This window comes from Bradyrhizobium sp. B117, from assembly GCF_038969555.1.
GTDB lineage: Bacteria > Pseudomonadota > Alphaproteobacteria > Rhizobiales > Xanthobacteraceae > Bradyrhizobium.
In genome coordinates, this window is record NZ_CP152414.1 from 9,129,586 (window position 1) to 9,153,952 (window position 24,367).

The following is a 24,367-nucleotide window of genomic DNA, read 5'->3' on the forward strand; positions in this document are numbered from 1 at the left end:
TGCCCCATGGTCGAGTTCCTCATTACGAAACTGCATGACGCACGCTTCATGACCATGCTGCTGGCGGCCATCGCCGCCAGCGCCACCGTGTATACCCTGGTGATGCCGCTGTTCGCCGGCGAGGGCCTCGCCAAGCGCATGAAGGCGGTGGCGAGCGAGCGCGAGCGCATCCGGCAGCGCGAACGCGACCGCCTCAACAAGAGCGAGAAGGTCTCGCTGCGCCAGACGCCGAAGCAGATCGTCTCCAAGGTCGTCGAGGATTTCAACCTCACCAAATGGCTCGCGCAGGAAGCCGCGCGTGACAAGCTCATCATGGCGGGCTATCGCGGCCAGGCCCCCTACATCACCTTCCTGTTCGCCCGCATGGTCGCCCCGATCGTGCTGTTCGTCGGTTCGGTGATCTACGTCTTCGTGATCGCGCACATGGAGCAAGCGATGCCGATCAAGATCGGCATCTGCATCGGCGCGGCCTATCTCGGTCTCCAGGCGCCGATGCTGTTCCTCAGGAACGCGATCTCCAAGCGCCAACTCTCGATCAAGCGCGCTTTTCCGGACGCACTCGACCTGCTGCTGATCTGCATCGAATCCGGCATGTCGGTCGAAATGGCGTTCCGCAAGGTCGCCACCGAGATCGTCGGCCAGTCGATCGCGTTGTCGGAGGAGTTCACCCTGACCACGGCCGAGCTGTCCTATTTGCAGGATCGCAAGGCCGCTTATGAGAACCTGGCGCGGCGCACCGGCCTTGAGGGCGTCAAGTCGGTGTGTCTTGCGCTTCAGCAGGCGGAGCGCTACGGCACCCCGCTCGGCCATTCCCTGCGCGTCATGGCGCAGGAAAACCGCGACATGCGCATGAACGAGGCGGAGAAGAAAGCCGCCGCGCTGCCGCCGAAGTTGACGGTGCCGATGATCCTGTTCTTCCTGCCGGTGCTGTTCGTGGTCATTCTCGGACCGACCGGCATCAAGATCTCCGAGCTGCATTAATGCGCGATGGCATGAAGATGAATCACCATCCGCTTTAGGTTATTGTTTGAGCATGATCTTTTCGGAAAACCGCTACGCACGTTTCCGGATCATGCCCTAATGCGAATGCGGGCCGCGCACGGCCCGCATATTGGCTTCAAATTGGAAGATCTGGTTTGATCAGTCGGCCTGGCTGAGCGAAGCGACCGGCGTGCGCTTCGGTGCGCCGCGCGCTGTGTCGCTGCGGCTTAGCATGTCCTTCAGATAGGCGACGTTGGCCGCGGCCTGGTCCGGCGGCAGGTCCGCCTTCACGATGGTCTCGGCTTCGGCGAAGCGGCCCTGCAGACCGACGACCAGGCCGAGGTTCTGCCGCACCCGGCTGCTGGCGCGCGGCGAGGCATAAGCCTGCCGCAACGCCTCTTCGGCCTTGGGCAGATCCTTCGACAGCATGTAGGACAGGCCGAGATTGGAGAGCACGCCGGGATCGCCCGGCGCGATCTTCAGCGCGCTCGCATAGTAGGAGCGCGCCTCCTCATGGCGGCCCATCTGGTCGAGCGCGGTGCCCTGCACCGAGAGCAGGCGCCAGTCCGGATTGTCGGGTGTATGCGCCTTCGACAGCACGTCGAAAGCCTGCTGAAAATTACCGTTGTCGGCGAGCGCGCGGCCGTACTGGGCAAGCAGCGCCTTGTTGCCGGGATTGGCGATGGTCGCCTGCTCCAGCACGGCAGCGGCCTGGGCACGCTGACCGTTGGCGCGCAAGGCCTGGCCGTAGCCGAGCGCGGCGTCGGCGTCCTTGGGATTGGCGCGGTAGCGCTCGCCATAGACCTCGACGGCGCGCGCGGGATCCGCGGGCGGCGCGGCCTCCGCCTTCGACCCGATCGAGCCGGTGACGTCGGAGAGCTTTGACATTGCCGTGCAGCCGCCGAGGCCGGTCGCCACCATCGCGATGAGCGAGGCAGACGCGAGAAGCCGGGCAGGACTGAACCGTTGACGCATGACGCTTTGACTCTCGAGCCGATTGATCGAGCCGAACGCGTCAGCAATAGACTGTTAACCCTAACGGCCGGTTAACGTCAGCCTGGCTGCCCCTTAAGGCTGCGTCTGCCGTGACGTCTCGCCGCCGAGATCCAGATCGAGACCAAGCCGCTTCACTTGTTCGTCCAGGTCTCGCAGGGATTGAATCCTCTGCCGCGCCTCCGCGACGACATCGATGTCCGTGCACGGCATCCCCGGCAATTCGCGCTGAAGATCGTCGCGATGCACCAGGCGCCTGGCGCGGAGCTCATCGAGCTGATCGTCGTCGATGCCGAGCACGGCGGCGGATTGCGCGATCAGCCGCCGCAGCAGCAGCGTCACGGCTGCCAGCGCATCGACCTCATGCTTGCGCCCCGACCTCTCGAATTTGCTCGCAAGGTCGGCCCAGGCATGGGAGGTGACGAGATAGACGTACAGCGCGCTGGCCCACGACGCCTCGCCATCGGCGTAGAAGGCGCCGCGCATCAACAGCCGGCGGACCAGTGCTGCGACCTGATCACGCGACAACGTCCGGCATGCGCCGATCTCGATCATCGACTGAACCGCCGGGTCACGCGAAAAATCCCGCCCTGCCGGCAGCTTGATGACGCCGTCCCGGAGGTTGGAGTCGAGCGACCTGAACGCGCCGTCGTTGCGCGGACGCGAATAGCGGGCGATCGCGAAGCGATACGTCGTCTCGCCTGCATCGGACGACGGGCCGAAATGGACGATGTTGAAGCCGGCATCGTCGCCCGCCTGGCCGGTCGAGGACGGACAGGAGAGCACGTAGATCGTGCGCCAGAACGCTTCACCGCCGTCGCTCGACGTGGCGCGCGGATCGGGAATCGAATAGCGCGTCAGTCCCTCGACATGGCGGTGACCATGCAGCACCAGATTGACGTTGAGCGAGGTCGCAGCTTCGAGGAAGGTCGCGGGCGCAGCCAGATACATCAGCGGCTCGTCGGGCGGGCCGAGAAAGCGCTTTCCTTCGCCGGTCGCCTGCGGCAGCGGATGGTGATGCAGCGCCAGCACGCGCACCAGGTTTTCCGCCGGCTCGGCATAATCGGCGCGCCCCACCGAGCCCATGCTGCCGGCGAGCTCGACGCTCAGCCGGGCCGAATCTGCAACCAGCGCGTGGTAGGCGTTCTCGTCGATATCGCCGCTCGCCAGCTTCGAGATGCTGGCGCTGTTGGAATCCAGCAGCACCAGATCGAGTCCGGCCTGGCGGTAATAGACGCTCTTCGAGGTCCGCGGCAGATGCAGATGATCGTAGACGTCGTGACGACCCGCACGCTGACTCGGGCGCTTGACGTCGTGATTGCCGGCAACGGCCTGGATGTCCGTGAACAGCCCGGTCTGGCGGAACGAGGCGATGACGGCGAGCGCTTCGTCGAGCGCACGCGGCGTCGGATCGTCGACGAGATCGCCCGTGATCAGCAGGATGCGATCGGGAACGTCAGCGACGTCTGCCATCGCTTCGCGAATTGCGGCACTGAGCGCCTCGATCATCGTCAACAGCCGGCCCGACCCGTCCAGATGCAGGTCAGAGATGTGCGCAATAACGAATGATCTATCCATTTTGCGCCGCTCATTCGCGAATGCTGCGCCGCCTAAACGATCGGAAGAACGCCTTGGACGAAGAGATCGGGACGAACAGATCAGACCGGTATCGAACCCGGCAGGGATGACCCGGGCAGATAACGCGTGCCGCTGCGCGCCTACTCTCGATACGTGCAGAAACACACGGCACAATCTAAAATATTCGTCAATAATGCCACAACCGCGGCGCTAGTAAAGCCCTGCGGCTGCGCCGTCGTGAACGGCAGTTCTCAGCACGAGATACGAGAGCTCCCCGACGAACGTTTCGTCGGTCCCGATCAATATTCGATGGCCAGGCGCTTGCGGATTTCGTCGATGCGCTTGTCGAGCGCATCGAACCGCGCGTGGACGGAGCGGTCGTGGAGATAGAAGACGTAACCGCCGGCAAGGAACGCGAAGATCCAGTGATGATGCTCGACATAGCCAAAGATCGCTTCGACGGCCTGGCCGATGAATGTGACCACGCTCCACACAAATTCCATCGCATGTCCTCCCGGCAGGCTTCGTCGTCGGCCGCTGGCGATCCCGGCACAGCTGACGTCCACTCTCCGGAACCTAGCATGGCCCCCTTGCGGCGAGTAGCGGCTCGCTGAACGGTGGCAGCAAAGCCGATTGCGGCCACGGCAAAACTCTGCGAAGTCTCGTGCCTTCGCATGACCTGTCGATCTGACGATCCGGACCCGCCAATGCCTTCTGTCTTCGAGACATCGTCCACCGCCATCCCGATCACCTTCGTCACCAAGTCAAGCTGGGATGCGGTGCGCGAAAGCTTGCCGCCGGCACAACGCCAGTTCGCCACAGCCAGCGCTTATGCCGCCAAGCCCGGCGGCTATCTGGCGCTGCCGGCGCCCGACGGCGCGATCGCGCAGGTGCTGTTCGGCCTCGAGGACGAGGGCGCACGATCGCGCGACCTGTTCCGGCCGGGCGCCCTGCCCGGCCTGCTGCCGCCGGGCACCTATCGCTTCGTCAATGCGCCGCACGACGCACGGCTGGCGGCGCTCGCTTTCGCGCTGGGATGCTACCGCTTCGCGCGCTACCGCAAGGTCGATCGCCCGGACGTCCGGCTGGTGCCGCCTGACGGTGTCGATGCCGCCGAGATCACCCGCATCGCGGATGCCGCGATGTTGGCGCGCGACCTCATCAACACGCCGTCTAACGACATGGGGCCCGAGGAGCTCGCTGCGGCCGCACAAGACCTCGCCACGGAGTTCGGTGCAAGCTTTGCCTGCACCATCGGCGAGGATCTGGAGAAGGATTTTCCGCTGATCCACGCCGTCGGCATGGCCTCCAGCCGCGCTCCGCGGCTGATCGACATCGGCTGGGGCGACCTCGATCATCCCAAGGTGACGCTCGTCGGCAAGGGCGTCTGCTTCGACACCGGCGGGCTCGATCTGAAGCCGTCGAGCGGCATGCTGATCATGAAGAAGGACATGGGCGGCGCCGCCAACGTGCTGGCGCTGGCGCGCATGGTGATGGATGCCAAGCTGAAGGTGCGGCTGCGCGTGCTGATCCCGGCGGTGGAGAATGCGGTCGCCGGCAACGCCTTCCGCCCGCTCGACATCTTCACCTCGCGCAAAGGCATCACGGTCGAGATCGGCAACACCGACGCGGAAGGCCGGCTTGTGCTCGCCGACGCGCTGGCGCTGGCCGACGAGGAGAAGCCGGACCTGCTGATCGACCTGGGCACGCTGACCGGCGCGGCGCGCGTTGCGCTGGGACCGGATTTACCGCCCTTTTACACCAATGATGAGACGCTCGCCGCCGACGTCGCGCGGTGCGCGGTGAAGGAGAACGATCCGTTGTGGCGAATGCCGCTGTGGCCGCCTTACGATGCGTGGCTGGATTCCAAGACCGCCACCATCACCAACGCCCCATCCGGCGGCTTCGCCGGCTCGATCACCTGCGCGCTGTTCCTGCAACGCTTCGTCGAGCACGCCAAGAGCTGGCTGCATGTCGATATCTACGGCTGGACGCCGTCGGCAAAGCCCGCGCGCCCCGAGGGCGGCGAATGCCAGGCCGCACGCGCCATCTACAAAGTGCTGAGCGAGCGCTATGCATGATCCGCGATTGACGCCGGCGCGGGGTGACCTCGCCGCCAAATATCTCGAAGGCAAGGTGCAGGCGGAGCGCTTCGTCACCGGCGAGGAGTTCGAGGTGATCGATGCGGTCGCGCCGGTGCGCGAGCAGCCGTCGTCGAATGCGATGCTGATGACCGAGGCGCTGCGCGGCGAGCGCGTCACGGTCTACGATCGCAACGGCGAGGGCTGGGCCTGGGGCCAGCTCAATGGCGATGGCTATGTCGGCTGGCTGCCGGATGCGGCGCTGATGCGACCCGCAGCCGCGCCGACGCACAAAGTGAGTGCGCTCCGAACCTTCGCTTTTCCCGGTCCCTCGATCAAGCTGCCGCCCGCCGACACGCTCGTGCTGGGGGCAAAGCTCGCGATAGCGCGCGAGGACGGCACCTTCGCCGTGACGCGCGACGGGATGTATGTGCCGAAGGCACATCTTGCATCGCTCGATCATCGCGAGCCGGATTTCGTTGCGGTGGCCGAGCGCTTCATCGGCACGCCCTACCTCTGGGGCGGCAAGAGCAGCCTCGGCATCGATTGCTCGGGCCTCGTCCAGGTCTCGCTGACATCAGCCGGCACCGGCTGCCCGCGCGACAGCGACATGCAGCAGGCCGGCCTCGGCCGCGCGCTGGAGCCGCACGAGCGCAGCAGCTTGCTGCGCGGCGACCTGATCTTCTGGAAGGGACATGTCGCCATCGTGCGCGACGGCAGCACGATGGTTCATGCCAACGCGCATCACATGGCGACGGTGATCGAGCCAATCGCGCCGGCGCTCGCGCGGATCAAGCAGGCGGGCAGCGCAGTCGCGGCGATCAAGCGACTGTAGGGCCTGTATTCATAATTCGCCGCGAGCGAAGCCGACAGCGACAACTCCGGCACAGAGAACCGGAAATCTCGTGGGTTCCCCCAGGCTCTTTCTTCAGGGAACTCACGCACGATCATTCGAGCAACCCGACACTCGAAAGGCATCCCGCTCCCGGCTAACGGGCACCTCGCGCCGCAGCGACGGAACAACGTTACAATTGAGAGGTTCGCGGAACGAAACGCGCCGTCAGTCTTTCTCTGGCTTTGGGAGGTGCCCATGAGTTCTCAAGCGAGGGAAGGCGCGTGTGCATTCGCTTGGCGAAACTACTTGCTGATCCACAGCGGTATCAGCGAGAACGACAACAGGCGTTCCGCCCTCTACAGCTACATCACCAATCTTCGCGATACCGGCGAAGATGACTTCGACCTCTTGCAAATAGCCGCAGTCGCCTACTTGAAAAAGCTGGATGAATTGCACGACGACCGAGGCGCGCGACTCGCGGCAGATCAAGTTTTGGCCGAGTGTTTGGAAGCACGCAGCTCACAATCCGAGAGGTGACTTCAGGCCATAACACCGGAGCAAAGGAGCGAACAGCATGGCCGACAAGACCGCTACTGAAAACCGCTTCGCGCACGACCCGCAACGACGCATCGCCGCAGCGACAGCAATCGGCATGCATGCCTTGAAGCCGATGATCCACTTTCAGGTCTCAATGCTGAGGATGTGGGCCGACAGTATCGAACGGCTCGCGGGCAATTACGAAAAGGGCCTGGAAGAAAGAGCGAGCACGGCCGAGGAACAATCAGACAGGGAACGCGCCGCATAGATCGACGCGATCTGGTAGGCGCAGTCCGCTTTGGCCATAAGCAGGAGCGTCCCCGGGGGCCGCGCTATCGCGTGCCCCGCGGATGCGTTATCGCGCACCGCGGGATGACTGGATCAGGTCGCCACTGACCCGTTCCCCGCCGTCTCCAGCCGGAACGCCGCCGCAAACAGCGCGCGCGTGTAATCGGTCTTCGGGTTCTTGAACAGCTCGGCGGCTTGGCCTTCCTCGACCACCTTGCCGCCACGCATCACGATGAGGTGGCTGGCGAGCGAGGCGACGACACGCAGGTCGTGCGAGATGAACATGTAGGTGAGTTCGCGCCTGCGCTGAAGCTCGCGCAACAGATCGACCATCTGCGCCTGGATCAGCATGTCGAGCGCGCTGGTGGGCTCGTCGAGCACGACGAAATCCGGCTCCAGCACCACCGCGCGCGCGATGCTGATGCGCTGGCGCTGGCCGCCGGAGAATTCATGGGGATAGCGGTAGCGCGTCTCCGGCTTCAGTCCGACATCCTCCAGCGCCTTGACGACGCGCGCCTCGCGTTCCTCGCGCGACAGCTTTGGCTGATGCACGGAGAGGCCTTCGGCGATGATGTCTGCGACCGACATGCGCGGGCTGAGCGAGCCGAACGGATCCTGGAACACGATCTGCATGTCGCGGCGGAACGGGCGCATCTCCTTGAAGCGCAGGCCCTGGATGTCCTTGCCGAGGAAGACGATACGGCCGTTCGAGGAGATCAGCCGCAGCAGCGCAAGCCCGAGCGTGGTCTTGCCGGAGCCGGATTCGCCGACGACGCCGAGCGTCTCGCCCTTGCGCACGGCAACGCTGACGCCGTCGACCGCCTTGATGTGGCCGACCGTCTTGCGCATCAGGCCGCGCTTGATCGGAAACCAGACCTTGAGATCGTCGGCGGACATCACCACCGGCGCAGCCGGCTGCGGTGGCGCCGGGTCAGGCTTCGGCTCGGCCGCGAGCAGGTCGCGGGTATAGGGATGCTTCGGGGTCTTGAAGACCTGCTCGACCGGCCCTTGCTCGACGATCACGCCGCCCTTCATGACGCAGACGGTGTCGGCGATGCGGCGCACGATGCCGAGATCGTGGGTGATGAACAGCAGGCTCATGCCGAGCCGCGCGCGGATCTCGGCGAGCAGCGCCAGGATCTGCGCCTGCACGGTGACGTCGAGCGCCGTGGTCGGCTCGTCCGCGATCAACAGGTCCGGCTCGTTGGCGAGCGCCATCGCGATCATCACGCGCTGGCGCTGGCCGCCGGAGAGCTGGTGCGGATAGCTGTTCAGCCGCGTCTCGGGCTCGGGAATGCCGACCTGCGTCAGCAGCTCCAGCGTCCGCCTGCGGGCCTCGGCATTGCTGGTCGGATTGTGCAGCTGGATGATCTCGCCGATCTGCGCCTCGATCGTGTGCAGCGGATTGAGCGAGGTCATCGGCTCCTGGAAGATGATGGAGATGTCGCTGCCGCGGATCTCCCGCATCTGCTGCTCGCTCTGGTCGATCAGCTCCTGCCCCTTGAAGCGGATGCTGCCGGAGGGATGCGAGGCGTTCGGATAAGGCAGCAGCTTCAGGATCGAGAGAGCGCTGACGGACTTGCCGGAGCCGGATTCGCCGACCAGCGCGACGCATTCGCCGCGCTTGATCTGGAATGAGACCTTGTCGACCGCGAGCGTTGTGGCGCCGCCCTGATGGAAGGCCACCGAGAGGTCGCGCACGCTGAGCAGGGGCTGGTTGATCGCGTCCATGGCCTTACCTGAACGTCTTGCGCGGATCGAAGGCGTCGCGCACGGCTTCGCCGATGAAGATCAGGAGCGACAGCATGATCGCGACCGAGAAGAAGCCGGAAAATCCGAGCCACGGCGCCTGCACGTTGGCCTTGGCCTGCGAGAGCAATTCGCCCAGCGAAGGCGATCCCGGCGGCAGACCGAAGCCCAGGAAATCGAGCGCCGTCAGCGTCATCACCGACGAGGAGACGATGAATGGCAAGAACGTCATGGTCGCGACCATCGCGTTCGGCAGCAGGTGACGGAACATGATGACCGGGTTGGAGACGCCGAGCGCCCGCGCCGCCTGGATGTACTCGAAGTTGCGCCCGCGCAGGAATTCGGCCCGCACCAGACCGACCAGCGAGACCCAGGAGAACAGCAGCAGGATGCCGAGCAGCACGAAGAAGCCAGGCACGAGGACCGAGGACAATATCAGGAGAAGATAGAGCGACGGTATCGCCGTCCATATCTCGATGAAGCGCTGGAAGATGAGGTCGACCCAGCCGCCGAAATAGCCCTGCACCGCGCCTGCGGCAATACCGACGACGGATGAGACGATGGTGAGGCAAAGGCCGAACAGCACGGAGATGCGGAAGCCGTAGATCAATCGCGCCACCACGTCACGGCCCTGATCGTCGGTGCCGAGCCAGTTGTATTCGAGATCGCGGCAGCTCTTCAGCCCCTTCTTCTCGACCACCGGCTTGCACTGCGCTTCCGTCAGCATCCAGGTCGGCGGCGACGGCGCCGGGGTCGGCAGATCGAGATTGTGGGTGTCGTAGGAATAGCGGATCAGCGGCCAGACGATGACGCCGCCCTTGTCCTTGATGAGCTTCTGCAAATAGGGGTCGCGGTAGTCGGCGGCCGTCTCGAAATCACCGCCGAAAGTGGTTTCCGAATAGGTCACGAAGGCAGGCCAATACAGACGGCCGTCGAACTTGATCAGGAAGGGCCGATCGTTGGCGATCAGCTCGGCGAACAGCGAGATCACGAACAGGGCAATGAATATCCAGAACGACCAGTAGCCGCGCCGGTTGGCCTTGAAGTTCTGCCATCGCCGCCGGTTGAGCGGCGAAGGCGCGAACGGCTTGCCCGTGATCGGAACGACTTCTCCCAGGGGAGACTGGGTCGTGGTCTCGATCGGCGTCGGTGCGGTGATTGTCATCAGACCTCCCGCGCCTCGAAATCGATCCGGGGGTCGATCCACATATAGGTCAGGTCGGAGATCAGGTTGATCACAAGTCCGACCAGCGAAAAGATGTAGAGCGTACCGAACACCACGGGATAGTCGCGGTTGAGCACGCTCTCGAAGCTGAGTAGCCCGAGCCCGTCCAGGGAGAAGATGGTCTCGATCAGAAGCGAGCCCGAAAAGAAGGCGTGGATGAAGGTTCCGGGAAAGCCCGCGATCACGATCAGCATGGCGTTGCGGAAGACGTGGCCGTAAAGCACCCGGTTCTCGCTGCAACCCTTGGCGCGCGCGGTCATGACGTATTGCTTGCGGATCTCGTCCAGGAACGAGTTCTTGGTCAGGAACGTCATGGTGGTGAACGCGCCCAGCCCCATGGCGATCAGCGGCAGCGTCAGATGCCAGAAATAATCGATGATCTTCCAGTACCAGGGAAACTGCGACCAGCCGTCCGACGTCAACCCGCGCAGCGGGAACCAGTTGAAGAACGAGCCGCCGGCGAACAGGATGATCAGGAGGATCGCGAACAGGAAGCCGGGAATGGCATAGCCGAGCACGAGCACGGTCGACGTCCAGGTGTCGAACCGCGCGCCGTCGTTCACGGCCTTGCGAATGCCGAGCGGGATCGAGATCAGATAGGTCAGAAGCGTCAGCCAGAGGCCAAGCGAGATCGAGACCGGCAGCTTCTCCTTGATGAGCTGAAGCACGCTGACGTCGCGGAAATAGCTCTTGCCGAAATCGAAGCGGGCGAAATTCCACACCATCAGCGCAAAGCGTTCCGGCGCCGGCTTGTCGAAACCGAACTGCACCTCCAGCTTCTTGATGAAATCAGGATCGAGGCCCTGCGCGCCGCGATATTTCGAGTTGATGGCATCGCCGCCCGCGCCGAGTTGTCCCGGCGCACGCTGCGCAAAATCGCCCCCGCCCGAAATGCGCGAGGTGCCGCCGGTGTCGGCACCGGAGAGCTGTGCGATGACGCGCTCGACCGGGCCGCCCGGCGCGAACTGCACGACGACGAAGGAGACAAAGAGGATCCCGAGCAGGGTCGGGATCATCAAGAGGATGCGGCGGGCGATATAAGCGCTCATGACTATTTCGCCTGATCGAGCTTGGCCGCCTTGCCGCCGTCATGCCACCAGATGTCGGGGGCACCGACGCCGTTGGCGTAACGCGGCAGCTTCTGCGGATGAGCGAACTGGTCCCAATAGGCCAGGCGGTGCGTCTTGTTGTACCATTGCGGCACCCAATAGCGGCCCGCCCGGAACAGGCGGTCGAAGGCGCGGCAGGCGATGGTCAACTCCTCGCGGCTGTCGGCGGCCATGATCTTCTCGACCATGGCGTCGATCGCCGGGCTGGCAACGCCCGCGAGATTGTATGATCCCCTGGTGTTCGCGACCTGTGAGGAGAAGAACGCGCGCATGGCATCGCCGGGCGTCGCCGACATGCTGAAGCGCTGGATCGACATATCGAAATCGAAATCTTCTTGCCGCGCCTTGAATTGCACCGCATCGACGAGACGCACACTGGCCTCGATGCCGAGCGTCGCGAGATTCTTGATGTAGGGCGCATGGTGCGGCTGGAACGAGGGTTCGTCCAGCAGGAACTCGATCTTGAACGGCTCGCCGTTCGGCAGCACCCGCTTGCCGTCCTTGATCGGCACGCCGGCCTCGTTCAGCAATTGCTGCGCCTTGCGCAGCAGGCTGCGGTCCTGCCCGGAGCCGTCCGTGACCGGCGGCGTGAATGGCGCTGCGAAGACGTCGTCGGGGACCTTGCCGCGGAACGGCTCCAGCAGTTTCAGCTCTTCCGGCGAAGGCGGACCATCGCTGGCCATGAGATCCGAATTCTGGAACGGCGACACAGTGCGGGCATAGGCCCCGTACATGATGGTCTTGTTGGTCCACTCGAAGTCGAACGCATTGATCAGAGCCTCGCGCACGCGCGGGTCTTTGAACTTGTCGCGCCGCGTGTTGATGAACCAGCCCTGCGCGCCGGACGGTGTATCGTCGGGCACGACCTCCATCTTGACGCGACCATCCTTCGCCGCCGGGAAGTCATAGCGCGTCGCCCAGATGCGTGAGGTGAACTCCTCGCGATAGAGGTAGCTCTTGCCGGTGAAACCCTCGAAGGCGACATCGCGATCGCGGTAAAATTCGTAGCGCACGACATCGAAATTGTAGCTGCCGCGGCAAACCGGCAGATCAGCCGCCCACCAGTCCTTGACCCGCTCGTATTCGATGTAGCGATTGACCTCGAAGCGGCCGACCTTGTACGGGCCCGAGCCGAGCGGCGTGTCCAGCGTCGATTCATCGAAGGCTCGTGTGGCGTAATACGCCTTCGAGAAGATCGGCAGGCCCGCGACATAGAGCGGCACGTCGCGCGCGCGTCCCTTGGCAAAGGTGACGACGAGCGTCGCATCGTCGAGAGCTTCCGCGCTGACCATGTCGCGCATCTGCACGGTGATCAGCGGATGTCCCTTGGTCTTCAGCGCCGTCAACGAAAACGCTGCATCGTGCGCGGTGAGCCTGGTGCCATCGTGGAATTTCGCCTCCGGCCGCATCGTGAAGCGATAAGTGAGCTTGTCCGGCGATATCTGCACGGATTTGGCGGCAAGCCCGTACATCGCGTCCGGCTCGTCGTTGGCGCGCACCATCAACGGCGCGAAGGTCATGTCCATGCCTTGCGCGCCGTCACCCTTCAGGATGAAGGCGTTGAGCGAGTTGAAGGTCTGGTAGGACTGGTTGTACGACCGCACCGAGGGGATGAGCGAGAATGTCCCGCCCTTCGGCGCGTCCAGATTCACATAGTCGAAATGGTGGAAGTCGGCGGGATATTTGAGATCGCCGAAGGCGGAGATGCCATGGGCCTCAGTGGGCATCTCGGAGGCCGCCGCGACGCGCAACAGCGGTCCGCCCAGGGATGCACCGAAGGTGCCGACACCCAGGGCCAGCACGTGGCGGCGTGACATCTGCCTCATGCGGGAAACGTCCTTCACGATTTCTTTGCGATCCGCGCCGCCTTGTCCGCGTCGTACCACCAGATGAACGGGAAGCCGGATTGGCCGTATCGGGGCAATTCCGAGGGCCGGCCGAAGCGATCCCACCGCGCGGTGCGGATCTTCGTGTAGGTCCATTGCGGCACGACGTAGTGATTCCACAGCAGCACGCGGTCGAGCGCCTTGGTTGCCGCGACGAGATCGTCGCGATCCCTGGCGTAGATCAGCCGCTCGATCAGCTTGTCCACGGCCGGATTCTTGATGCCGGCGATGTTGCGGGACCCGGCGATGTCGGCCGTCTTGGACGACCAGAACTCGCGCTGCTCGTTGCCCGGCGACTGCGACTCGCCCCACGAGTTGGTGACGACGTCGAAATCCCAATCGCGCGTCCTGTTCTCGTATTGGGTCGGATCGACCGTCCGCACGCTGACGGCAATGCCGAGCCGCTCCAGCGACGGCTTGTAGAACAGCGTCACGCGCTCGAAGCTCGGGTCCTGGTTCAACAGTTCCAGAGAGAACTGGGCGCCGGTCTTGACGTCGACCAGCTTGCGGTCGCGCACCTCGTAGCCGGCCTCCTTGAACAGGCGCAGCGCCTCGCGCAGATTATCGCGCACGGCTTCCGGACTGCCCCCGACGGGATTGGTGTAGGCCGTCGTGAAGACTTCCGGCGGGACCTCGGCGCGGACGGTCTCGAGAATCTCGAGCTCCTTTCCTTGCGGCAAGCCGGTCGCCATGAGCTCGTCGATGCCGTCGAAATAGCTGGTGATGCGCTTGTACTGACCGTAGAAGATCTGCTTGTTCATCTCCTCGAAGTCGAACGCGTAGTTGAGCGCACGACGCACGCGGGGATCGCTGAACTTGGCGCGACGCAGGTTCGGCACGAAAGCCTGCATGACGCCCGAGCTGCGATTGGCAAATTCCTCGAGGATCACGCGCTTTTCGGCGACGGCCGGGAAATCATAGGCGGTCGCCCAACTCTTTGCGCTGTTCTCGGTGCGCCAATCCACCTGATCGGCCTTGAACGCCTCGATCGCCACGGTGGCGTCGCGGAAATACTCGTAGCGCAGCTCATCGAAATTGTTTCGGCCGACATTGGCGGCAAAGTCGCGCCCCCAATAATCCTTGACGCGCTCCAGCGCGATCGAGCGACCGGCAACGAATTCCTTGATCTTGTAGGGGCCGGAGCCGAGCGGCACTTCCAGCGTGGTCGCGGAGACGTCGCGCTTGCGGCCTTGCGCGTCGGTGCCCTCCCACCAATGCTTCGGCAACACCGTGAGCTGCCCGACGATCTGCGGCAGCTCGCGGTTGCCCGGCGCGTCGAACACGAATTTCACTTCGCGCTCGCCGACCTTTTCGGCCTTCACCACATGGCTGTAATAGGCCGAATACATCGGATGATGCTTCTTGAAGGAATCGAGCGAGAAGATCACGTCATCCGCGGTGACCGGCTTGCCATCGTGCCATTTGGCCTCCGGCCGCAGCCGGTAGGTCACGAAGGAGAAATCGTCGGGGTGGCTCACGGCTTCAGCCAGCGCGCCGTATTCGGTCGAGACCTCGTCGAGCGCGGGCGTCAGAAGCGATTCATAGATGAACGCGACGGCCCCGGCGACCTGCCCCTTCACACCGGAGACGACGATGTTGAAATTGTCGAATGTACCGACGGCAATCTGGCGCGCGACGCCGCCTTTGGGTGCTTCCGGATTGACGTAGTCGAAACGTTTGAAGTCTGCGGGATACTTGACCTTTCCGAACAGCGACAGCGCATGGCGCCAGGGTAACTCACTCGCCGATTGCGCCTCGGCGGCGCCGACGACGGGAATGCCGGCAACGGAGCCGAGAACGGGAAGCGCGGCAGCAGCGGCGCCGGTGAGCAGGAGATCGCGTCGGGTAATGGCCAAATCAATAGTCCTGTCTTGAAGGAGGCTACTCCTTTAAGGTCCCAATATAGGCGAGGTTTCGACGGAATATGTTGCTTTTTCCTCATGTTGGAAGGCCGGACGGCCTCTCGGATGCGGCCAAACGCCCCGATAACGCAATCGCGAGGCCCGGATAAGGAAACGGCCAGGCTTTTCAGCCTGGCCGCATGTTCCAGAAGAGGTTTTTGACGCCCTTACTTCGACGCCGTCGGGATCGGCTGCGGATGCTCTGACAGCGAATTCAGATAGGCAATGACGTCGGCGCGCTCGGAATCCTTGGGGATACCGGCGAAGCCCATCGCCGTGCCCGGGATGAAACCCTTCGGACTGGCAATGAACTTGTTGAGGTCGTCGAACGTCCAGGTGCCGCCCTTGGCCTTCATGGCGGCCGAGAAGTTGAAGCCGTTGCGGCCCTCGCCCCTGGCTTCACCGACGACGCCATAGAGGTTCGGACCGACGCGATTCGGGCCGCCCTTCTCGAAGGTGTGGCAGGCGCCGCACTTCTTGGCGGCGGCAGCGCCCTTCTCGACGGAAGCGGTCTGGAGCAGCTTTTCGATCGGTTCGGACGATGCGGCGGCCGCGCCACCTTCCTTGCCACCGTGGCCGGCATCTTCCTTGACCGCGATCTCGAAGCCCGGCTTTTCCGGCATCTTGGGCGAGAACAGCGCCTGGGCGGTGAAGCTCGTCACCAGCAGGATGAGACAGGTGCCGAGCACGGCACCGAGAATCTTGTTGAGTTCGAAAGAGTCCATTTCCGGCCAGGCCCCACACCGCAAGAAGGAAACAGCGGCCCAAGCGGGCCGCCAGGACGAGCCTCGGGAGAATCAAAACGTTCCTTGTTGTTTCCCCGAGTTTTGCCATTGAGATATCGGTTTGCCCGGGGTCTGGCAACCCGTATAAGCGACCCGGCTTCGAACCCGTCCCCACCCCATTTCTCGGCGCGGAAAACGCCCCGTTTCCAGGCCCTTGACCGATGATCGATCCCCGCATTTTGGTGCTGATCCCAGCCCGCATGGCCGCCACCCGCCTGCCCGGCAAGCCGCTCGCCGACATCGCGGGCCTGCCGATGATCGTGCATGTGCTGCGCCGCGCCGAGGCCGCTGCAATCGGCCGGGTCGCGGTCGCAACCGACACGGACGAGATCGCCTCGGTGGTGACGGCCCATGGCGGCGAGGCCGTGATGACCCGCTCTACACACCCCTCCGGCTCCGACCGCATCCACGAGGCCATGCAGAAGCTCGATCCGGACGGCAAGGCCGAGATCGTGATCAATCTCCAGGGCGATTTCCCGACCATCACTCCGCAGACCATCCGCGAGGTGCTGCCGCCTTTTGACGACCCCGCGGTCGACATCGTGACACTGGCTTCCCAGATCCACACCGAGGAAGAAGACCTCGCTCCGAGCGTCGTGAAGGCGATCGGCTCGCCGATCGGACCGCGGCGGATGCGGGCACTTTATTTCACCCGCGCCACCGCCCCCTACGGCAACGGACCGCGATACCACCACATCGGCCTCTATGCCTATCGCCGCGCCGCGCTGGAGCGGTTCGTGTCGCTGCCGCCCTCACCGCTCGAAAAACAGGAGAGCCTGGAGCAGCTCCGGGCGGTGGAAGCCGGCATGCGCATCGACATCATGATCGTCGACACCGTGCCTCGCGGGGTGGATACGCCGCCCGATCTCGAAACCGCGCGCGGCATCCTTTCCAAATCCTGAGCCGCTGCTACAAGGCCGACCAGGAGCACTTCAAGACATGAGCAAGATGAAGATCGCATTCCAGGGCGAGCCCGGAGCCAATTCCCACATCGCCATCGTCGAGGCCTATCCCGACGCCGAGCCGATGCCCTGCGCCACCTTCGAGGACGCGCTGTCGGCGATCTCCTCGGGCGAGGCAGATCTCGGCATGATCCCGATCGAGAACTCGGTCGCCGGCCGCGTCGCCGACATCCACCATCTGCTGCCGGCCTCCGGCCTTTTCATCATCGGCGAATGGTTTCTCCCCGTCCGCCACCAGCTGATGGCGGTGAAGGGGACCAGGCTCGACGACATCAAGAGCGTCGAGAGCCATGTGCATGCGCTCGGCCAGTGCCGGCGCATCATCCGCAAGCTCGGCATCAAGCCGATCGTGCATGCCGACACCGCCGGCAGCGCCCGCGACATCTCCGAGCGCAACGACAAGACCGTCGCCGCGATCGCCTCGCGCCTCGCCGCCAAGATCTATGGCCTCGACATCCTTGCCGAGGACATCGAGGACGAGGCCCACAACACCACGCGCTTCGTCGTGCTGGCGCGCGAGCCGAAATGGGCGGTCCAAAGTTCGGGCCCGCTGGTCACGACTTTCGTCTTCCGGGTGCGCAATTTGCCGGCCGCACTCTACAAGGCGCTCGGCGGCTTTGCCACCAACGGCGTCAACATGACCAAGCTCGAGAGCTACATGGTCGACGGCAATTTCTTCGCCACGCAGTTTTATGCCGACGTCGACGGTCATCCTGAAGACAAGGGCCTTGCCTTTGCGATCGAGGAGCTGAAGTTCTTCTCGCGAGAATTCCGCATCGTCGGCGTCTATCCCGGCCACCCGTTCCGCGCGACGTTCAGCGAGGCACAGGATTAGTCTCGTGTCCCGGACGCGCGAAGCGCGAGCCGGGACCCAGGGGCTGCAATTCACAGGACTTCGATGGGCCCCGGCTCTGCAGCGCATCACTGCGCGCTGCGCTGCGTCCGGGGCACGAGAGATTTACGCTGCAGCGCGAAGCCCAAACGCCTCCGCCAGCAGCGAATACGACTTCTTCCGCGCCTCGTGATCGTACACGGCCGTGATCACCATCAGCTCGTCCGGCTTGCTGGCATCGATCAGCGGCTGGAGCTTCTTCTGCACGGTCCCGGGACTACCGACGAACAGGCGCGAGCGGTTGCGGGCAATCGAGACGCGCTCGGAATCCGTATAGGGATAAGCCAGCGCTTCCTCGACGCTCGGCAGCGGCAGATATTGACCGCGATCGCGGCGCAGACGGTTGAGATCGAACGAGGTGGCGAGCTTCTCGGCCTCTTCATCGGTATCCGCCGTGACGATTGCGACCGCGAGGATCGCGTGCGGGCTGGCGCTCCAGGCCGAGGGCTGGAAGTGGTTGCGATAGTGCACCATCGCGTCGATCGCATCATGGGACGCGAAATGATGGGCGAAGGCGAAGCCCATGCCGACCTGGGCGGCGAGCTCCGAGGAATAGTCGCTGGAGCCGAGCAGCCAGATCGGCGGCAGCCGCGTATCGTCGGGCATCGCGACGACGTTGTTGTAAGGATGTCCCGACGGGAATTCGCGTGTCTCCCACAAAATCAGCTCGTGCAGCCGCTCCAGGAAATCGTCGCCCTCGCGGCGGTCGAGCCGGCTGCGCAGCGCATAGGCCGTGGCACCGTCGGTGCCGGGCGCGCGGCCAAGGCCAAGATCAATGCGGCCGGGAAACAGCGCCTCCAGCATCTTGAAGCGCTCAGCCACCACCAGCGGCGCGTGGTTGGGCAGCATCACGCCGCCGGAGCCGACGCGGATGTGCTTCGTCACCGCCGCAATCTGCCCGATCATCACGTCGGGCGCGGGGCTCGCGACCGAAGCGAGGTTGTGATGCTCGGCGAGCCAATAGCGGACATAGCCGAGCCCATCGACATGGCGCGCCAGGTCGATGCTGTTACGCAACGCCGCGGCGGGTTTTGTGCCTGTGGTGACGACCGAGAGGTCGAGGACTGAAAGCGGGATCATGGCGCGGTAACGTAATGGAGGCCGGCGCGGCAGCAATGGGCAGACTGCGCAGGTCTGGCGTGTGCCGGCCACGAGCGCCGGCGGCGGGCGGAGTCATGGGAGTTGGGACGAATTTTCCATCCGCAATAAAGGATACACATTGCCCACACGACAAAATAGCTGCAGCAGCCACGTTCATTCGCTTAATACACTGATATATATGTCAATTACCTATCTTTCCCGTTTCCCACTCGATCGCTCACAATCGCAACAAATCTCATGATTCGCGGCAAAGTGGGCCACTTCCCACGTCCGATGGGCTGTCGAGCCCAACCGCTTTGGCTTATCTTAGCCTCTCGCAATCTAGACCTGACCGCCGGCCGCCAAAATCTGGAGTGAGTGGTGCCATGACCGACCTGACGATTCCTGCCCGCAACGACGGGCAAGATGGGCACCTGAAGCGGCCTGCGATCTCGTTCGAGTTCTTTCCGCCCAAGACGGAAGATATGGAGCGGAATCTCTGGGAGACAATCAATCGGCTGGCCCCGCTCGATCCGAAATTCGTCTCGGTAACCTATGGCGCCGGCGGCTCGACCCGTGAGCGGACGCATTCGACCATCTCGCGCATCCTCAAGGAAACCGCGCTGCTGCCGGCGGCGCATCTGACCTGCGTCGGCGCCTCGCGCGGCGAGATCGACGAGATCGTCGACCGCTATCACGAGGTCGGCGTCCGCCACATCGTCGCCCTCCGCGGCGACCCCGCCGGTGGCATCGGCACGCCCTATTCCAGCCATCCCGACGGCTATCAGAGCTCGGCCGAGCTCGTCGCGGGGATCAAGAAGCGGCACGCGGACATCGAAGTGTCCGTGTCGGCCTATCCCGAGAAGCATCCCGAGGCGCGCGACTTCGACGCCGACATCGACACGCTTCAGGCCAAGGTCGACGCCGGGGCGACGCGCGCGATCACCCAGGTGTTCTTCGATAACGACCTCTACTTCCGCTATCTCGACCGGGTCCGCGCCCGCGGCATCAATATCCCGATCGTGCCGGGCATCATGCCCATGCACAATTTCAAGCAGGCCCGTAATTTCGTCACCCGCGCCGGCACCACCGTGCCGGATTGGTTCGCCGCGAAGTTCGAAGGCCTCGATGACGACGCCGAGACTCGCAAGCTGGTCGCGGCGACCGTCGCCGCCGGCCAGGTGCAGAAGCTCGCCAAGCACGGCGTCGACACCTTCCATTTCTACACCATGAACCGCGCCGATCTCGTGTTCGCGATCAGCCATTTGCTCGGCATTCGCGCCAAGAGCGCCCAGAAGGCTGCGTAAGAGAAAATGACCGTGCCCGTTTCCGCCAAGCGAACTGCCCTGCTCAACGCCGCGCGCGAGCGCATCCTCGTGCTCGACGGCGCCATGGGCACGATGATCCAGAACCTGCAGCTCGACGAGGCCGCCTTCCGCGGCGAGCGCTTCAAGAATTTCCATCGCGACCTGCGCGGCAACAACGATCTCTTGATCCTGACCCAGCCGCAGGCGATCGAGGACATTCACGCCGCGTACCTGCGCGCGGGCGCCGACATCGTCGCCACCAACACGTTCTCGACGACCTCGATCGCGCAGGCCGATTACGATCTCACCGACATCGTCTACGAGATGGCGCGCGAAGGCGCACGGCTCGCCGGCAATGCCGCCCGCCGCGTCGCTGCCGAGGACGGCAAGCCGCGCTTCGTTGCCGGTGCCATCGGTCCGACCAACCGCACCGCCTCGATCTCGCCCGACGTCGCCAATCCCGGCTACCGCGCCGTCACCTTCGACGATTTGCGCAAATCCTATGGCGAGCAGATCCGCGGCCTGGTCGACGGCGGCGTCGACCTCCTGCTGGTCGAGACCATCTTCGACACGCTCAACGCCAAGGCGGCGCTCTATGCCATTGCCGAGATCACCGAAGAGCTCGGCATCGACATGCCGGTGATGGTGTCGGGCACCATCACCGACAAATCCGGCCGCCTGCTGTCGGGCCAGATGCCGGAGGCGTTCTGGAATTCGGTGCGGCACGCAAAACCCGTCACCATCGGCTTCAACTGCGCGCTCGGCGCCGAAGATCTGCGCGCGCACATCGCCGATATCGGGCGCGTCGCCGACACGCTCGTATGTGCTTACCCGAACGCCGGCTTGCCCAACGAGTTCGGCCAGTATGACGAGACGCCGGAGTACATGGCGCGCCTGGTCGGCGAATTCGCCCGCGACGGCCTCGTCAACATCGTCGGCGGCTGCTGCGGCACCACGCCGGACCATATCGCGGCGATCGCCGCCGCGGTCGCCCCGCACAAGCCGCGCATCGTGCCGGAGATCGCACCAAAGCTGCGGCTTTCCGGCCTCGAACCGTTCGTGCTGACCGACGCGATCCCGTTCGTGAACGTCGGCGAGCGCACCAACGTCACGGGCTCCGCCCGCTTCCGCAAGCTGATCACCGCCGGCGACTACACCGCCGCGCTGCAGGTCGCGCGCGACCAGGTCGAGAACGGCGCGCAGATCATCGACGTCAACATGGACGAAGGCCTGCTCGACTCCGAAGCGGCGATGGTGACCTTCCTCAACCTCGTCGCCGCCGAGCCCGACATCGCCCGCGTCCCCGTGATGGTCGATTCCTCGAAATTCTCGGTGATCGAGGCCGGCCTGAAATGCGTGCAGGGCAAGCCGGTCGTCAACTCGATCTCGATGAAGGAAGGCGAGGAGAAGTTCATCCACGAAGCGAAGATCGCCCGCCGTCACGGCGCGGCTGTCGTCGTCATGGCGTTCGACGAGGTCGGCCAGGCCGACACGTTCGCGCGCAAGACCGAGATCTGCAAGCGCGCCTACGACATCCTGGTGAACAAGGTCGGCTTCCCGCCGGAAGACATTATCTTCGATCCCAACATCTTCGCGATCGCGACCGGCATCGAGGAGCACAACAATTACGGCGTCGACTTCATCGAGGCGACGCGCTGGATCCGCCAGAACCTGCCGGGCGCGCACATCTCGGGCGGCGTCTCCAATTTGTCGTTCTCGTTCCGCGGCAACGAACCGGTGCGCGAGGCCATGCACTCGGTGTTCCTGTATCACGCCATCAAGGCCGGCATGGACATGGGCATCGTCAATGCCGGGCAGATGATCGTCTATGACGACATCGATCCTGAATTGCGCCAGACCTGCGAGGACGTCGTCCTCAACCGCGATCCCGGCGCGTCCGAGCGCCTGCTCGCGCTCGCAGAAAAATTCCGCGGCAAGAAGACCGAGAGCAAGGAAGCCGACCTCGCCTGGCGCGAATGGCCGGTGGAGAAGCGTCTGTCGCATTCGCTGGTGCATGGCATCACCGAGTTCATCGAACAGGACACCGAAGAAGCTCGCAAGAGCTCGTCGCGTCCGCTCGACGTGATCGAGGGACCGCTGATGGCCGGCATGAACGTGGTCGGCGACCTCTTCGGCGACGGCAAGATGTTTTTGCCGCAGGTGGTGAAGTCCGCCCGCGTCATGAAGCAGGCCGTTGCCTACCTCATGCCGTTCATGGAGGAGGAGAAGGCGCGCAACCTCGCCAACGGGATCGGCACCGAGGGTTCTTCTTCCGCCGGCAAGATCGTGCTTGCGACCGTGAAGGGCGACGTCCACGACATCGGCAAGAACATCGTCGGCATCGTGCTCCAGTGCAACAATTTCGAGGTCATCGACCTCGGCGTGATGGTGCCGGCCGCCAAGATTGTCGAGACCGTGAAGGCGGAGAAGGCCGACATCGTCGGTCTCTCAGGCCTGATCACGCCCTCGCTCGACGAGATGGCGTTCTTCGCCGGCGAGTTGCAGCGCGAAGGCCTCAAGCTGCCGCTCCTGATCGGCGGCGCCACCACGAGCCGCGTGCACACGGCGGTGAAGATCGACCCGAGCTATCGCGCCGGCCCCGTCGTGCATGTCAACGACGCCAGCCGCGCCGTCGGCGTCGCCTCCTCGCTGCTCTCGCCGGAGAAGCGCGAAGCCTATGCTGCCGAGGTCCGCGCCGAATACGCCAAGATCTCGGACGCGCATCTGCGCGCGCAGGCCGACAAGAAGCGCCTGAAGCTGGCAGACGCCCGCGCCAACCGCGTGCCGGTCGACTTCGCCGCGAACAAGCCGGTGAAGCCGACCTTCCTCGGCACCCGCAGCTTCGACGAATACGATCTCGCCGAGCTCGTGCCCTATATCGACTGGACGCCGTTCTTCCAGACCTGGGAGCTCGCGGGACGCTTCCCCGCGATCCTCAAGGACGACAAGGTCGGCGAGGTCGCGCGCTCGCTCTATGACGACGCGCGCAAGATGCTCGACACCATCGTTAGGGAAAAATGGTTCCGGGCCCGCGCGACGGTCGGCTTCTGGCCGGCGAATGCGCAAGGCGACGACATCGTGCTCTATGCCGACGAGAGCCGCATCAAGAGGATCGCGACGCTGCACACGCTGCGCCAGCAGCTGGAGAAGCGCGAAGGCCGCTTCAACGCTGCCCTCTCGGACTTCATCGCGCCTGCGGGGGTGCCCGACTATGTCGGCGGCTTCGTCGTCACCGCCGGCATCGGCGAGGACGCGGTTGCCGATCGCTTCAAGATGGCGAACGACGACTACTCCTCGATCCTGTGCAAGGCGCTGGCCGACCGCCTTGCAGAGGCTTTCGCCGAGCGCATGCATGCCCGCGTGCGCCGCGAGTTCTGGGCTTACGCGCCAGACGAGGCGCTCTCCAACGAGGAGCTGATCCTCGAGAAGTATCAGGGCATCCGCCCCGCGCCCGGCTATCCCGCGCAGCCCGATCACACCGAGAAGGCGACGCTGTTCGAGCTGCTCGATGCGGAAGCCACCGCCGGCGTGAAGCTGACCGAGAGCTTTGCGATGTGGCCGGGCTCATCCGTATCAGGGCTCTATTTCGCGAACCCCGAGAGCTATTACTTCGGCGTCGGCAAGATCGAGCGCGACCAGGTCGAGGACTATGCCGCGCGCAAGGGCATGACGGTGGCGGAGACTGAGCGCTGGCTCGCGCCGGTGCTGAACTACATCCCGTCGCAACAGGACAAGGCCTTCGCTGCGACGCCTGCGAACGACGAGACGTCAAAGGATCTCGCCTCGCATCCGCCCGGCTGCACTTGCGCGGTGCATCTGGTCTGGCAGAAGAAGCGGGTGGGCGCGGGATAGGCGCGCCCCGCCCCAAAACATGAAAATGAAAAACAACCCCATGCACAGTAGCGATGGGGTTGAAAGGGCTACGCAATTTCGGTCTTACCGAAAACAGCTTGCACCGTCGGGCAAAACACCTGTAATATTCCATCATCGCCAGCCGCGTCGGTGTCGTACTGCGGCAGATGCGAGTGTCCCTCATCTCTCGCCCACACGCACGGTCCCCATCCTCCCCTGGAGGGCTATCGCATATTGCGATTTACACGAGGTCGTCATGCCGGGCTTGTCCCGGGCATCCACGTTCTTTGTGTCGCGGGGGAAACGCGTGGATGGCCGGGACAAGC

At 64.1% G+C, this 24,367-nt stretch carries 19 protein-coding genes; 9 read left to right on the forward strand and 10 right to left on the reverse strand.

Features of this window, described 5'->3' with window-relative positions:
- Positions 1 to 6 precede the first annotated feature (6 nt).
- Entirely contained in the window at positions 7 to 981 is a 975-nt protein-coding gene (locus AAFG16_RS43420) for a type II secretion system F family protein (protein ID WP_283082294.1), read from the forward strand.
- Between the two features lie 159 nt (positions 982 to 1,140).
- Here the strand turns inward: AAFG16_RS43420 and AAFG16_RS43425 are convergent, their stop codons facing one another.
- From AAFG16_RS43425 to AAFG16_RS43435, 3 genes are all read right to left on the reverse strand, one after another.
- On the reverse strand, positions 1,141 to 1,956 hold the full coding sequence (locus AAFG16_RS43425; protein WP_342735139.1) for a tetratricopeptide repeat protein: 816 nt from the start codon (positions 1,954 to 1,956) through the stop codon (positions 1,141 to 1,143).
- Positions 1,957 to 2,049: 93 nt separating this feature from the next.
- A complete protein-coding gene (locus AAFG16_RS43430) occupies positions 2,050 to 3,552 on the reverse strand; it encodes a metallophosphoesterase (protein ID WP_342735141.1) in 1,503 nt (500 codons plus the stop codon).
- A gap of 299 nt (positions 3,553 to 3,851) precedes the next feature.
- Positions 3,852 to 4,055: a hypothetical protein gene (locus tag AAFG16_RS43435; protein ID WP_018454690.1), complete on the reverse strand. Its 204-nt coding sequence runs from the start codon at positions 4,053 to 4,055 to the stop codon at positions 3,852 to 3,854.
- A 204-nt stretch (positions 4,056 to 4,259) separates the two neighbouring features.
- Between AAFG16_RS43435 and AAFG16_RS43440 the strand changes: the two genes are divergently transcribed.
- From AAFG16_RS43440 to AAFG16_RS43455, 4 genes are all read left to right on the forward strand, one after another.
- On the forward strand, positions 4,260 to 5,633 hold the full coding sequence (locus tag AAFG16_RS43440) for a leucyl aminopeptidase family protein (protein WP_342735150.1): 1,374 nt from the start codon (positions 4,260 to 4,262) through the stop codon (positions 5,631 to 5,633).
- The gene (locus AAFG16_RS43445; protein WP_342735152.1) at positions 5,626 to 6,468 is read left to right on the forward strand and encodes an NlpC/P60 family protein; all 843 of its coding nucleotides are present in this window, start codon (positions 5,626 to 5,628) and stop codon (positions 6,466 to 6,468) included. The genes AAFG16_RS43440 and AAFG16_RS43445 overlap by 8 nt, the downstream gene beginning before the upstream one ends.
- A gap of 255 nt (positions 6,469 to 6,723) precedes the next feature.
- Positions 6,724 to 7,005 (forward strand): hypothetical protein, encoded by a 282-nt coding sequence (locus AAFG16_RS43450; RefSeq protein WP_283082299.1) that lies wholly within the window; start codon positions 6,724 to 6,726, stop codon positions 7,003 to 7,005.
- Between the two features lie 37 nt (positions 7,006 to 7,042).
- Positions 7,043 to 7,273, forward strand: coding sequence for a hypothetical protein (locus AAFG16_RS43455; RefSeq protein WP_342735154.1), 231 nt, complete (start codon positions 7,043 to 7,045; stop codon positions 7,271 to 7,273).
- Between the two features lie 113 nt (positions 7,274 to 7,386).
- On the opposite strand, the gene AAFG16_RS43460 is transcribed toward AAFG16_RS43455, so the two are convergent.
- The 6 genes from AAFG16_RS43460 to AAFG16_RS43485 form a co-directional block, all read right to left on the reverse strand.
- Positions 7,387 to 9,024: an ABC transporter ATP-binding protein gene (locus tag AAFG16_RS43460; RefSeq protein WP_342735155.1), complete on the reverse strand. Its 1,638-nt coding sequence runs from the start codon at positions 9,022 to 9,024 to the stop codon at positions 7,387 to 7,389.
- Positions 9,025 to 9,028: 4 nt separating this feature from the next.
- Entirely contained in the window at positions 9,029 to 10,207 is a 1,179-nt protein-coding gene (locus AAFG16_RS43465; protein WP_283082302.1) for an ABC transporter permease, read from the reverse strand.
- Complete coding sequence (locus tag AAFG16_RS43470; protein ID WP_283082303.1) at positions 10,207 to 11,316, reverse strand: microcin C ABC transporter permease YejB; 1,110 nt, start codon at positions 11,314 to 11,316, stop codon at positions 10,207 to 10,209. Before AAFG16_RS43470 ends, AAFG16_RS43465 begins: the two co-directional genes overlap by 1 nt.
- Before the next feature lie 2 nt (positions 11,317 to 11,318).
- A complete protein-coding gene (locus AAFG16_RS43475) occupies positions 11,319 to 13,202 on the reverse strand; it encodes an extracellular solute-binding protein (protein ID WP_342735157.1) in 1,884 nt (627 codons plus the stop codon).
- 14 nt (positions 13,203 to 13,216) lie between these two features.
- Positions 13,217 to 15,118 carry an extracellular solute-binding protein gene (locus AAFG16_RS43480; RefSeq protein WP_283082305.1) on the reverse strand — a complete coding sequence of 634 codons (1,902 nt, stop codon included), beginning with the start codon at positions 15,116 to 15,118 and terminating at the stop codon, positions 13,217 to 13,219.
- A gap of 212 nt (positions 15,119 to 15,330) precedes the next feature.
- Positions 15,331 to 15,888 (reverse strand): cytochrome c family protein, encoded by a 558-nt coding sequence (locus tag AAFG16_RS43485; protein WP_283082306.1) that lies wholly within the window; start codon positions 15,886 to 15,888, stop codon positions 15,331 to 15,333.
- Between the two features lie 221 nt (positions 15,889 to 16,109).
- Here AAFG16_RS43485 and AAFG16_RS43490 point away from each other — a divergent pair, with 221 nt between their 5' ends.
- Together AAFG16_RS43490 and AAFG16_RS43495 are read left to right on the forward strand one after the other, a co-directional pair.
- Complete coding sequence (locus AAFG16_RS43490) at positions 16,110 to 16,850, forward strand: 3-deoxy-manno-octulosonate cytidylyltransferase (protein ID WP_342735160.1); 741 nt, start codon at positions 16,110 to 16,112, stop codon at positions 16,848 to 16,850.
- A 37-nt stretch (positions 16,851 to 16,887) separates the two neighbouring features.
- Complete coding sequence (locus AAFG16_RS43495; protein WP_342735161.1) at positions 16,888 to 17,745, forward strand: prephenate dehydratase; 858 nt, start codon at positions 16,888 to 16,890, stop codon at positions 17,743 to 17,745.
- A gap of 123 nt (positions 17,746 to 17,868) precedes the next feature.
- On the opposite strand, the gene AAFG16_RS43500 is transcribed toward AAFG16_RS43495, so the two are convergent.
- Positions 17,869 to 18,882, reverse strand: a complete 1,014-nt coding sequence (locus tag AAFG16_RS43500; protein WP_342735162.1) for an LLM class flavin-dependent oxidoreductase — start codon at positions 18,880 to 18,882, stop codon at positions 17,869 to 17,871.
- A 386-nt stretch (positions 18,883 to 19,268) separates the two neighbouring features.
- Here AAFG16_RS43500 and metF point away from each other — a divergent pair, with 386 nt between their 5' ends.
- Both metF and metH read left to right on the forward strand, forming a co-directional pair.
- Positions 19,269 to 20,189 carry a methylenetetrahydrofolate reductase [NAD(P)H] gene (gene metF / locus AAFG16_RS43505; RefSeq protein WP_342735163.1) on the forward strand — a complete coding sequence of 307 codons (921 nt, stop codon included), beginning with the start codon at positions 19,269 to 19,271 and terminating at the stop codon, positions 20,187 to 20,189.
- A 6-nt stretch (positions 20,190 to 20,195) separates the two neighbouring features.
- Complete coding sequence (gene metH, locus AAFG16_RS43510) at positions 20,196 to 24,041, forward strand: methionine synthase (protein ID WP_342735165.1); 3,846 nt, start codon at positions 20,196 to 20,198, stop codon at positions 24,039 to 24,041.
- The last annotated feature ends 326 nt before the right edge of the window (positions 24,042 to 24,367 follow it).